General features: G+C 36.2%; 13 protein-coding genes. All 13 read left to right on the forward strand.

Annotation, left to right across the window (positions count from 1 at the left end; translation table 11 throughout):
- The 13 genes from OQZ33_RS02435 to OQZ33_RS02495 all read left to right on the forward strand — a co-directional run bounded on the left by OQZ33_RS02435 (position 1) and on the right by OQZ33_RS02495 (position 13,050).
- The gene (locus OQZ33_RS02435) at positions 1-1,365 is read left to right on the forward strand and encodes a lipopolysaccharide biosynthesis protein (RefSeq protein WP_265797445.1); all 1,365 of its coding nucleotides are present in this window, start codon (positions 1-3) and stop codon (positions 1,363-1,365) included.
- Positions 1,366-1,370: 5 nt separating this feature from the next.
- Entirely contained in the window at positions 1,371-2,090 is a 720-nt protein-coding gene (locus OQZ33_RS02440; protein WP_265797446.1) for a hypothetical protein, read from the forward strand.
- A gap of 5 nt (positions 2,091-2,095) precedes the next feature.
- Positions 2,096-2,974, forward strand: a complete 879-nt coding sequence (locus OQZ33_RS02445) for a glycosyltransferase family 2 protein (RefSeq protein WP_265797447.1) — start codon at positions 2,096-2,098, stop codon at positions 2,972-2,974.
- 208 nt (positions 2,975-3,182) lie between these two features.
- A complete protein-coding gene (locus OQZ33_RS02450) occupies positions 3,183-3,536 on the forward strand; it encodes an acyltransferase (protein ID WP_265797448.1) in 354 nt (117 codons plus the stop codon).
- A 1-nt stretch (position 3,537) separates the two neighbouring features.
- On the forward strand, positions 3,538-4,746 hold the full coding sequence (locus tag OQZ33_RS02455) for a hypothetical protein (protein WP_265797449.1): 1,209 nt from the start codon (positions 3,538-3,540) through the stop codon (positions 4,744-4,746).
- A gap of 95 nt (positions 4,747-4,841) precedes the next feature.
- The gene (locus OQZ33_RS02460; RefSeq protein ID WP_265797450.1) at positions 4,842-5,897 is read left to right on the forward strand and encodes an EpsG family protein; all 1,056 of its coding nucleotides are present in this window, start codon (positions 4,842-4,844) and stop codon (positions 5,895-5,897) included.
- Positions 5,897-6,802, forward strand: a complete 906-nt coding sequence (locus OQZ33_RS02465) for a glycosyltransferase family 2 protein (protein WP_265797451.1) — start codon at positions 5,897-5,899, stop codon at positions 6,800-6,802. Before OQZ33_RS02460 ends, OQZ33_RS02465 begins: the two co-directional genes overlap by 1 nt.
- A 169-nt stretch (positions 6,803-6,971) precedes the next feature.
- Positions 6,972-8,168 (forward strand): right-handed parallel beta-helix repeat-containing protein, encoded by a 1,197-nt coding sequence (locus OQZ33_RS02470; protein ID WP_265797452.1) that lies wholly within the window; start codon positions 6,972-6,974, stop codon positions 8,166-8,168.
- Between the two features lie 290 nt (positions 8,169-8,458).
- On the forward strand, positions 8,459-9,553 hold the full coding sequence (locus OQZ33_RS02475) for a glycosyltransferase (protein ID WP_265797453.1): 1,095 nt from the start codon (positions 8,459-8,461) through the stop codon (positions 9,551-9,553).
- Positions 9,546-10,712, forward strand: a complete 1,167-nt coding sequence (locus tag OQZ33_RS02480; protein ID WP_265797454.1) for a glycosyltransferase family 4 protein — start codon at positions 9,546-9,548, stop codon at positions 10,710-10,712. Before OQZ33_RS02475 ends, OQZ33_RS02480 begins: the two co-directional genes overlap by 8 nt.
- Entirely contained in the window at positions 10,705-11,310 is a 606-nt protein-coding gene (locus OQZ33_RS02485) for a sugar transferase (protein ID WP_265797455.1), read from the forward strand. Before OQZ33_RS02480 ends, OQZ33_RS02485 begins: the two co-directional genes overlap by 8 nt.
- A 9-nt stretch (positions 11,311-11,319) precedes the next feature.
- Positions 11,320-11,913 (forward strand): acetyltransferase, encoded by a 594-nt coding sequence (locus tag OQZ33_RS02490; RefSeq protein ID WP_265797456.1) that lies wholly within the window; start codon positions 11,320-11,322, stop codon positions 11,911-11,913.
- Positions 11,914-13,050 (forward strand): DegT/DnrJ/EryC1/StrS family aminotransferase, encoded by a 1,137-nt coding sequence (locus OQZ33_RS02495; protein WP_265797457.1) that lies wholly within the window; start codon positions 11,914-11,916, stop codon positions 13,048-13,050. It begins immediately after the preceding gene.
- Positions 13,051-13,064: the final 14 nt, after the last annotated feature.

Raw genomic sequence — 13,064 nt, forward strand, 5'->3', positions numbered from 1 at the left:
ATGATATATTCTAAAGCATCAAATTATATTAAGGCATTCTTTGGACAGGGTGATGCCCGGACGCTTATTGTTAAAAAAAATGTTGCTTTATCATTTTTGTTTAAGGGTGGAAGTATTCTCATCAGCTTGGTTCTAGTGCCTTTAACGATAAATTATATTAGCCCAATACAATATGGCATCTGGCTTACTTTAAGTTCACTGATCGGATGGTTCGGGTTTTTCGACATTGGTTTGGGAAATGGATTAAGGAACAAACTATCCGAGGCAATTTCTAAAGGAGATACGTTTTTAGCCAAGTCATACGTCAGTACAACATATGCATTTATGTGCATCATCAGTTTATGCCTGCTGGTTACCTTTTTTATAGCAAATTTTTTTCTGGACTGGTCTAAAATACTTAACGCACCAAGTTCCATGGTGAGTGAGCTTAGTGTGGTTGCTCTTGTCTTTTTCCTTTTGTTCTCGATACAATTTGTTGTGCAACTGATAAATATAGTATGTTTTGCCAATCAGAATACAATGATGACCTCGTTAATCGGATTCTTGGGTAGTTTGTTAGGCCTGACGATAATCTATATTCTCACCCGAACCGTTGAGGGACGACTATTATACCTGTGCCTGGCAATCGGGGTGACTCCTATTCTCATATATATAATTTTCAGCTTAGTATTGTTTAATACCACCTATAAGGAGTTTGCCCCCAATTTTAGGTTTGCAAAAGCCAAGTATGTGAAGGACATCATTGGACTTGGATTTAAGTTTTTTATTATTCAACTTGGACTGATTTTTTTCTACAATGCGGATAATATTATTATCGCCCAAACAATGGGTCCTACGGGAGTAACGCCATATAATATCGCTTATAAGTATTTTACAGTAATTACCATGATATCCGGTATAATAATGACCCCACTCTGGCCGGCGTTTACACAGGCAAATATCAAGGGCGACACCGTATGGATAAAAAAAATGATTAAAAAAATGCAGAAAATTTGCCTTTTTGTGTTTTTGTTAAGTATGGTGATGCTTGTTGTATCTCCCATTGTCTATAACCTTTGGATCGGCGATAAGGTGCATATACCATGGATGCTCTCATTAGTATTGGCAATATACACCTCTTTAAATACTTATCGGACTGTTTATTGCTATTATGCAAATGCTGTCGGTAAGATTAATGTACAATTGATTATTGTGCTGACTGCAGGGGTACTTAACATTCCGCTAGGAATATTTCTTGGTAAGCTTTATGGTGCAGTTGGCGTCATTCTGGCCACCACGATTTTATGTTTCATTTGTGGAATAATTGAAATTATTCAATATCGAAAACTGATTTCTTATACTGCTAAGGGAATCTGGAATAAATAGAAATAATGGGAAAATTAATTTTTTTGACTGGTTGCATAAACCCCGATGGCATGTCTTTTACCAAGCTGCAAAATCCTGCAGTGAGAAAACAACAATATATCGATGCTATTAATTTTTATCTGAATGAAACCGACACACCAATTTTGTTTGTGGAAAATTCAGGAACCGATATATCAAAGGAATTTGACTTACTGAATCTCCAGGGCAGACTTGAGCTATTGACATTTGATGGTAATAATTTTAATAAGAATCTTGGAAAGGGGTTTGGAGAAATGCAAATCCTAAAATATGCTATTACACATTCTACTTTATATAGCAGTTGCGAACATATTCTCAAGATAACTGGTAGATATAAGGTACTCAATATAAATTCTTTTTTGACAGAAACAACCTTTCTGGATAGCGAGTTAATAAAACTGGATATCATTCGATCCTTAACCATTTGTGAATCCAAATTTTGGATTTGTAAAAAAGAATTTTTGTCTTTATTTCTCTTGGACTATCATGACAAATTAAATGATTCGGAAGGCTATTATTTTGAACATGCACTCCTGCATGCTACCTTTGACTCGATAAAAAAGGGTTTCAGATATGGGACATTGGTTGAATATCCACGATTTTCTGGAGTATTTGGCACTGATAACACTAAGTTTAATGATTCTTACCTGGTTTGGGCGAAGCAAAACCTTCGATTTAAGCTTAAAAATCATCTATTAAAGAATTGAATTACATGAATATTGCTATCGTCATACCCGTATATAATAGAATGTCCATCACAATTGCTGGACTAAATAATATTCAGGCCGCAATTGATTATTACATGATCAACTCTGTTGAAAAATATCAGTTGTTTTTTGAGATAGTGGTAGTTGATGATGGGTCTACAGATGGTACAAGTTCCTTTATACGGGAAAATTTCCCAAATATTAAGTTAATTAACGGAGATGGCAATCTGTGGTGGAGCGGGTCTGTAAACCTGGGCGCCCGATATGCAATAGAGACATTAAAATCTAGCCACATATTATTATGGAATGATGATACTATCTGTGCTGAGGATTACTTTCTGCAACTTTCCGAGGCTTTGGCTCAACGGCCTGAACTTGTAAATAATATATTGGTTTCGAAAATTTTCTGGATGGACAGGAAAGACGTTTTATTTAACTTTGGTTGCTATTTCGACCCCGCAAATGGAAGAAAAACATTAATTGGGCTCAATAGCCATGATAATTTCGATACAATATTACCGGTTGATTGGTCTGGAGGTATGGGAACGTTTATTCCATCCCCCGTATTAGAGGAATTGAACTTTTTGGATAGTAAGAACTTCCCGCAGTATGATGGGGATATCGATTTCTTTCTCCGTGCTAAAAAACAAGGGATTCAGGCATATGCGCTTCCCAAACTAAAAATTTATAATAATCCAGAAACTACGGGGATACATTATCAACAGAAACTGAAAGACCTGCCAAAGATTATCACCTCAAACCGATCTCTGCATAACCTTCGAAAAAACCTTAAATTCACTAAAAGGCATTCCAATACATTACGGAGCTGGGCGGCACTGTTGCGTGGATATGTGTCAATGATTGTACGATTAAAAGTAAGATAATATCCACACACCTAAACCACCTCGAATGTTACTGCACTTCAGATTATATATATACAATTGTTTTCTAAATAAAATCCCTATCAATTTTATCAGGATGTTTTTTGTCCGACTATATATGAAGGTCGGCAAGAGATCCTATGTAGCTATGAACGTAAGGATATTAAATTTGTCATCAAACAAGGACCAAATAACAATCGGTGATAATTGTATGATAAATCCTGGGGTTGTTCTGGATGGAAGGATCGGAAAAATTATCATAGGCAACAATGTGGATATTGCTCGTGATGTATACATCTATACCGCACAGCATGACCCTCATTCAGATTTCCATTCCATTAAGTCCGGTGACGTCGTAATTGAGGATTATGTATGGATTGCCTCGAGGGTAACTGTTCTCCCTAATATCCGTTTAGAATATGGCTGTGTTATTGCCTGCGGGGCGGTCGTAACTAAAGATATAGAGAAATTATCGATAGCAGGTGGTATTCCAGCAAAAAAAATAGGAGAGCGTAGATCTGGGCTAAAGTATACTATTGATTATCACCCACCATTTTATACCTAGCATGATTTATATTTTAGAAGCTTTTGTTGAAGATTATTTGCATGTTTTAGCAAATGTTAATATTATCAAGATATTTAATAATATCCATCCTGAGCAGCCGATCTTTTTCAGTTCTCCTAAGAAACACAACGATAATGTTAGGAAATACTTCACCCATGCTCCTTCAAATATCCGGTTTGATCCGTTTGAAAATTTAACCGTTGACACGGGAAATATCTTTAAGCGCACATGGCTTATACTATCCCGATTTTTTAGAGATATACGTGTACTTCTCACCACTTTTAGAAGAGCGAAGGCAAATGATATTATAGTAATTACACATATCTATTTTACCTCTTTGGTACTTATTAAAATTATCAAAAAATTCTACCCAAGAAAAGCAACGTATCTCGTTATTCACGGCGATGTAGAATATGTTTTCTATCCAAAAGGAATGCAGCAGAAATTAGTGGGCTTCTTTCATAAACTGATGTTTAAATTTAGTTGTAAGAATTTTCACTATATATTTTTAACGCCGGTTTCCAAACAGATATTGGTATCGGCGAAGCTTATAAAAGAAAATGAGGGTTTCGCTATCGAATTACCGACCTTTGCTACTGAAGATTTGGTTCAGATTCAAAACACAAGGTCGCAATCGGAGATAATAAAAATAGGTCATATTGGTTCAGCCGGTACACGTAAAAATGTACATTATATGTTCAAGGTTGCTCAAGAATTAGAAAATTTGATAAAAAATGGACTGATTCAGCTCATTAATGTGGGTGTGCTAGAGGGAACAATTAAACCTTTTTTAAGCCCTTTAGTGATTGATTATGTTGATGGGAAGATCAATAAGCCACTCTCTAGAGAGCAATATGACGTGCAAATTTCAAGATTAGATTATGCTGTGTTTTTCTATGGACAAACAGATTTCATCTTAAGAAGCAGTGCAGCCTTTTTTGATGCTATTTTTTTTGAAAAACCAATGATTGTTTTGAAAAATCCATTCTTTATCGAAGTGTTTGATCGAGCCGGAGCGATTGGCTATATCTGTGAAGATCTAGATGATATGGTATCTCTTATTACTGATCTTATTAAAAGTAAAGCGAATCATGAGTCTCGGTATTTAACGTTTGTTGAAAATATTAGGAAATACAAGTCTAGTTTAAGGATTGAAAATATTTCTGATAAGCTGGGTAGGGATTTTAAGCAGCAGATAAATAGTAATTAAACTGGCTTGACATTTATATATACTGTCTTAGCTGACTTATATTGTATTTGTTACAAATTGCGTTCAATAGTCATTAGTAATCAGGGAATCAAAAATTGGCAATATATTATTTAGTATTTCTCCTATCCTTCATTTTGTGTGTTTTGGATTATCGTTCAGATGATATTCTGAAGCGGTCAATATATTTTGTATTTTGTGCTATTTTAGTAATTCTACCTGGATTACGTGGGATAGGCGTGGATAACGATAGCTCAAATTATTTGGATATATTTCAACTTTCGGGCAACTACACATTTAAGGATATTTTAACTGGAAATTATTGGGAGAACATAGAGCGCGGGTACATGATTCTGAATAAAATAGTGTTTGTCTTAGGAGGCACGATTAAGACTGTATTCTTTTTAATTGCTATGTTGACCGGCATACTTAATTATTCTTTATTCTATAAAAAAAACAAATTCGCTTTTACATCGGTTCTTTTCTATCTGGCTTTTTTCTATTTGTACCGTGATTTTACTCAAATCAGGTATGGGCTAAGCTGCGCACTAGGATTTTGGGCAATAAATTATTTACTCAAGAAAAAATACCTATTGTTCTCACTGGTTGTTACGGTTTCTTTCTTCATTCATAGTACTGCTATTCTATGGGTTATCATATTACCTATCTGTTTCTATGTAAAGAATAAGATGTTCTATTTTATTTTACCTTTCTTTTGTACCATTGGCTTATTTTTCAATCCTTTTCCACTATTACTCTCTTTAGGAGGCGTTCCAGAACACATGGCGATCTACCTTGCCGAAGAAGGGGGCGGTGGCTTTATGGTTACAGTATTTGGATTTGTGATCATGGGGATGTATATATTATTCCAGAAATACTTTATTGATCTGGATGAGGACAATGCTTTCTATTTTAGGTTCTTTGCTCTGGGAGTTGGGTTGAACTTGTTATTTATTCAATCTGCAATATTTCAGCGATTTACTTATCTATTGTTTCAATTTGGTGTCCTACTCTTACCTTCATTGTTATTAGCATTGCAGAAAGGTAAACACAGGTACAATTTTGTTTTTTTACACTTTGCCCTTGCCTGTTTTTTGTTGTATTATGCGTTTAAATTAATTGCGCCAGGCATCATTCGCCCATATTCCTACTAATGAATAAGAAAATTGACATCCTTTTGGGGACTTATAATGGAGGTAAGTATTTGGAAAACCAAATTCTCTCCATACTGGCACAGACTCATAAAAACTGGTCACTGATCATTCATGATGACGGATCCACAGACGAAACTTCAGTGATAATTAAAAAATACCAAACAATTGATAGTAGAATTGTGCTTATATCTGATGACATTAGGTTCAAAAGTGCAGCGATGAATTTTATTCATTTGTTGAAGTTTGTAGAGTCAGAGTATATTGCATTTTGCGATCAGGACGATATTTGGTTTGAAAGCAAATTGGAGATTTTATTGGGTCGTATGAAGGAGAAGGATTATCCTTTAGCGGTATATTGCAATTCATATGGGTATAATGGCAAAAATATTACAACAGATCAGGTTACTCTATATCATAGAACTTCTCTGAGGGATTCTCTATTTTTAAACGGTGGTGTACAAGGATGTTGTCTGCTGTTTAACAGGAGATTATTTGAAATGATAATTGATTTGCCTAATTATATTTGCATGCATGATCATTATTTAACAATAGCGTCGATTGTTTTTGGAAAGCTCGAATACGTAGATCTCAGTCTAATGTTATATAGACAGCATAGCAATAATGTAACTGGTAATATCCCGACTTCTTACTTGCAGCGAGTTAAAACTTTTTTTAACTTTTCCAATCCCGTAATCGATAAAAATCATTATCTCGCAAATGTATCCTTTTATGAACGCTTCCGCAACGAGCTAACACAAGAACAAAAAGAATTGTTCAATGCGTATATTGCATTCCCGGAGAAAAGTTTATTCAATAAAATATTAGTCATTATTAAATTTAAATTTAAAATAGGCAACTCCATGTTGCCGTTATTGCTTAAGGTCTTAATTAGAAAAGCTATTTAGATTGCTAAATTATCTTTTGTTATATTATCGTGTTAATCATTCTAGACTTGGACTTTTTCGTTACATTATGTTAAAACTCAATATCAAAATAACAAAATTTGCCCTACATTTTCTACTATTGTTCCTCTTCCTATTTTCCCTTCAATGCCGAGCGGATATGGTTTATAATGTGAAGAACTTCGGAGCGATTGGAGATGGAAAAATCGATGACATTTTAGCTTTCGAGAGATGCTTTGCAGCAGCGCTAAAAAATACAAAGTCTAGAGTTGTAATTCCTTATGGGAAATACAAGATCTCCAGAACTCTGATGATTGATTTCTTAAAGCAGGAAATTGAAGTGGTTGGCCTGATGAATGCATTAAATCACGTACCAGAAATTGTTCTAAATAAAAATGAAACCGTGATGCATGTCAAGGGATGGTTATTTGATGTATCTAAAGGTGTTTTCAAAATCTCTAATCTTAGTTTGAAAGCGAACAATCCTGCTTACAGTTCATCCCATCCGAGAATTAATAATAATCGATGGTCGGCTGGGCTATTGATAACTGATAAAAGTGATGTTTTTATTTCTAATATTAAAGTAAGTAATGTTTATGGTACGGGAATTTATGTGGCAACCACAGTGCAGGAGCAGATACTGCGGTCAGCTAGATTTAAATATCTTGAAATTTCTAATTGTAGTGTAGAAAATGTCTGGGGATATAATCCATCCCTTGATAATTATGGTGACGGTATTTACGTCTCAAATGTAGCGTCGGGATCAATTACTAAAAACACAATTTTCAACAACGTTTCAATTACTAAACAGTTGGGCAGGGCCGGGATTGTGCTTGAGTATATGGATGAGGGGATTCGTCTGTCGGGAAATAGTGTTCTTGGTGGATATGATAGAGCGCTTCATATCGAAAAGACATATGGAGGGCATAATATTGTCAACAACAAATTTTTGGGAAGCGATATGTCATTAATAGTTTATGAGCCAGTAATATCCAATGACTTCAAAATCATAAATTTTGAGAAGAATGTTTTTTCAAACAAAAACATGGATAAAAAACTGCAGTTTAATAAAGTTTATGGTAAAGATTCTTATGGCGATAGGTCTTTGTTGAATTTGCTGACAAGTGGAAAGTCAATCGGAAAAAAGATTGTTTTCAATAATAATGAAATAACCGTCGATGAGCGGTTCGTCTATGAATCCAACGCGATAGTCAATAACAGATCGGTTTCTACAAAATTCAGCAATAATCAATATAAAATTATAAACAACATCGGCAAGAGAAAGCTGGGTATATATAACTACTCTAATACCAATATGTTAAATGATTTGCTTTTAGATGGCATTCAAATCTTTAACTTTGATCAGTAATTTAACTTTGAAAGTTACTCAAAGTTTTTTGACAAAAGTAGTGTGAGACAAAGCCTCGGTTTAAAAGGTTTGGAAGATTATAATTGTAGATGATGAAAAGTCTTGTTGATTTATCCTAAATCCAAAGAGCAAGAAATTAAACAGATTGCAAGTGCTATGATTTCAAAATTCGGTTATGAATATATCTAGTTTGCATAGTACCTTTAACATTTTTGAATGCATCCTTCGGAATACATGCATGATATTGATCATTACCTCATAAGACACAAGCAACAAATACAAGTAAGTACATGAAAGTTCTCCATATCATAAATAGCCTTAATACCGGTGGTGCTGAAAAACTGGCAATGGAAACTTTGCCTTTATTTAATAAAATTGGCATAACAGCAGATATAGCTCTTTTAGATGGTAGAGATTATCCATTTAAAAAGGAATTAATAGCACAAAACTGTTGTAAAGTAATTCTACTCTCCAAAAAAAATATATCTGTCTATAATCCTGTATTTATTTACAGAATTATGCGTATGCTTTCAGCATATGATTTAGTACATGTGCACCTTTTTCCAGCTCAATATTATGTTGCGTTGGCAAAGATCATATCCTTTTCAAAGACTAAGTTGGTCTTTACCGAGCACAATACCAGTAATCGACGTATGGAACATCCGAGTCTAGGTATCATCGAACGTTTTATATATAGGCAATATAGTAATATAATTTGTATTACCAGCAAGGTTAAAGGTGTATTGGTTAGGAAGATAGGGTTGTCAGAAAATCAATTATCGGTTATTGAAAATGGCATTAATCTAAAAAGGATTCAAGATGCAACTTCATTGAGAAGAACGGAATTTTCTTTTTCGGAGGATGACTGTCTGTTGATAATGGTTGCTGCTTTTAGAAAACAGAAGGACCAGGATACAATCTTTAGAGCTTTAAAAAAACTTCCCACAAATTACCGACTTATTTTGGCTGGCGATGGGGAGAGAAAACAGGACCTTTTAAATTTAAGTAAACAATTAGGGCTTGAGAATAGAATCCACTTTTTAGGGGTCAGATCTGATATTCCTGAGTTGATAAAGATGTGCGATATTTCGATTCTTAGTTCTCATTGGGAGGGATTTGGTCTTGCGGCGGCAGAGTCGATGGCCGCTTCCATTCCAGTCATAGCATCTGATGTAGAAGGTTTGGCTGACATTGTTCGCGGAGGTGGTCTATTGTTCAAAAAAGGTGATGATGAAGACCTTTGTAGGATTATCATTGAGCTCTCGAGAGATTCTGTACTTTACAACAGCACTTCATTAAATGGCGTACTAAGAAGTAAAAGGTATGATATTCAAATTTTAGTAGATAAGACCGTTGATTTATATAGAAAGATCTTAAATGATTAAAATAATACGTACTGCGACTATAGCCTTATCACTTGATATTCTGCTGAAGGGACAACTGAAATATTTGAATGGCCATTTTGAAACTATCGCCCTATCGGGTGAAAGTGAACATTTGATGTCCGTGAAGGTTCGGGAAGGAGTAAGGACAATAAATGTTTCAATGGAAAGAAAGATATCTCCGGTTAAGGATTTGATATCACTGTATAAATTAACGAAAATTTTTATTCGGGAGCGTCCTTTGATTGTTCATTCTATCACACCAAAGGCTGGCTTGTTAACGATGCTCGCTGGTAAAATTGCAGGGGTTCCCATCAGAATGCACATGTTTACCGGGCTGATCTTTCCAACAAAGCAAGGATTTGTTAAGAAACTCCTGATCGTAATGGACAAGTTATTATGCTGGGCTGCCACAAACATTTATCCGGAGGGTGAAGGGGTAAAGAATGACCTGGTAAATTTCAATGTGACCAAAAAGCCTTTAAAAGTGCTGGCAAACGGAAATGTAAACGGGATTGATCTTCAGTATTTTTCCTTAGATAATATTGCACAACAAGAGCGGTCAGAGCTGCGCAGGGAACTGGAAATCTTGGATTCGGATTTTGTATTTGTTTTCGTAGGCAGATTAGTTGGCGATAAGGGGATTAACGAACTAATCAAAGCCTTTTCGGAACTACAGATCCCTTGCGCTAAGTTATTGCTCGTTGGACCCTTCGAAGATCATTTGGATCCATTAAATCCTGAAACGATCCAGCAAATCAATGTAAACAGGAATATAATCTCCGTAGGATTTCAATCAGATATCAGACCGTATTTAGCCATTTCACATGTATTGGCATTTCCGAGCTATCGAGAAGGTTTCCCAAATGTAGTTTTACAGGCTGGTGCTATGGGGCTCCCTTCCATCGTCACCAACATCAATGGGTCTAATGAAATCATAGCAGAGGGGGTTAACGGAACCATCATACCAGTTCAGAACTATGGCATGCTTATGGATGCGATGTACAAAATGGCAACCGATCAAATATATTTTGAGAAACTGGCAGTGCACGCTAGAGAGATTATTGCATCCAAATATGAGCAATCTTTAGTTTGGAATGCTTTTTTAACGGAGTATAATACACTTATTGCTTCAATAGGAAAGGAGAAGAAACATGTATAATGCCTTTTTTAAGCGACTTATTGATCTTTGCATCGCATTTTTAGCTATACTATTGTTATCGCCAATAATTCTTGTCGTTACCGTCGGATTATATTTTGCCAATCACGGGAAGCCATTTTTTTTTCAGTTGCGTCCCGGAAAAAATGAGAAGTTATTCAAAATTGTTAAATTCAAAACAATGAACGATAGAACTAATGAACAGGGGCAGTTATTACCTGATGTAGACCGTTTAACTAGTCTAGGCGCTTTTGTTCGAAAAACCTCAATTGATGAAATTCCGCAGCTATTTAACATACTCAAAGGTGATATGTCCCTAGTGGGCCCTCGGCCCTTGCTGCCTCAATATTTGCCCTTGTATAGCGAGAAACAAAAGCGTCGCCATTTAGTTCGGCCCGGGATTACGGGATGGGCCCAAATTAATGGTCGTAATTCCATTTCTTGGAATAAGAAATTTGAACTTGATGTCTGGTATGTAGATAACCTGTCTTTTCAAACCGACCTTAAGGTGTTTTTTACTACCTTTAACAAGGTTTTTAAGCGCGAGGGAATCAATCAAAAAGGGCAGGCAACTGCTGAGTTTTTTAACGGAAATAATTAGTTTAAAGTCATGTATTTATTCGGTGCGAGTGGTCATGGTCAGGTAGTTTTGGAAATCGCTGAGGACAAGGGACATCTGGTCGAGGCTTTTATAGATATGGATTTAAATAAAAAGGAGCTGTTAAATATCCCAGTTTTACATGAAATTCCAAAGCAAATGATTAATGTGATAATTGCGATCGGAAACAATACGATCAGAAAACGAATTGTCATCAGTAATAAAACATTCCGTTATCCAACCCTGGTTCACTCAAGGGCAAATATCTCACATCGAACAGAGCTTGGTAGTGGAACAGTGGTGATGGCCGGTGCAACAATTAATTCAAACGTTAACATTGGCGAACAGTGTATTATAAATACAAATGCTTCGGTAGACCATGATTGTCTTCTCGGTGATTTTGTTCACATATCACCACAGGTTGGATTAGCGGGTAATGTATCGGTCGGTGAAGGCACTCACGTTGGAATTGGCGCTACAGTAATACAAAATATCAAAATTGGAAAATGGGTTACTATTGGGGCTGGTGCGGTTATCATCCATGATGTGCCGGACTTTGCTGTTGTGGTAGGTAATCCAGGAAAAATTATTAAATACAGAAATTAGATGAATAATAAAATTTGGCTTTCATCCCCTCATATGGGCGGTAGCGAGAAAAAGTTTGTGGATGAGGCTTTTGATACCAACTGGGTAGCACCGTTAGGTCCGAATGTTGACGGATTTGAAAATGATCTTTGCAAATTTACTGGTTCAGGTTATGCTGCGGCATTGAGTTCTGGAACCAGTGCCATCCATTTGGCTCTGATCATGTTGGGCGTTCAACCGGGCGATGAAATTATATGCCAATCCATGACTTTTGCAGCCAGTGCGAACCCGATAGCGTATGTCGGGGCCACTCCAATATTCGTTGACAGCGAAAAAGACACGTGGAACATCTGCCCTGATTTATTGAGAGAATGTATAAAGGATCGCATTAAAAAAGGAAAAAAACCAAAAGCTATCATTCCTGTCCACTTATATGGGATGCCTGCGAAAATGGATGAGATTGTTGCCATTTCACTAGAATATGAAATTCCAATCATTGAGGACGCTGCTGAAGCACTAGGATCCAATATCAATGGCAAAATGATGGGAACGTTCGGCTTTTTTGGGGTATTATCTTTCAACGGAAATAAGATCATCACAACTTCTGGAGGCGGGGCTTTAATTTCTGACTCAAACGAGCATATTTGTGAAGCGAGATTTTTAGCCACACAGGCGCGAGATAACGCAAACCATTATGAGCACAGTGTTATAGGCTATAATTACAGAATGAGTAATATATGTGCAGGCATTGGTCGCGGTCAAATGGAGGTTTTGCAGACGCGCGTAGATCAACGCAGGGCTAATTATGATTTCTATAGGGAATCCCTCGCGGAGATTGGCGAGATTTCATTTTTGCAGGAGCCGAATGGGTATTACTCGAACAGATGGTTGACAACTATTCGTGTGAGCACTGGGGAGGATACCAATATTGATAAAGAAGATATTTACCATGCTCTCCATGCTGAAAATATCGAATGTCGTCCACTTTGGAAACCAATGCACTTACAACCAGTGTTCAAAAATGCCCCTTTTTATGGCTCCGGATTTTGTGATGAATTATTCAAAACTGGATTATGCCTCCCTTCAGGTTCGAATCTATCTTCGGAAGATCTTGAAAAAGTTGTACATTTTATCAAAGCACCTTTTCTAAAACATTAGAACAGATGCTGGCA

It is taken from the genome of Pedobacter sp. MC2016-05 (assembly GCF_026239735.1).
Lineage (GTDB): Bacteria > Bacteroidota > Bacteroidia > Sphingobacteriales > Sphingobacteriaceae > Pedobacter.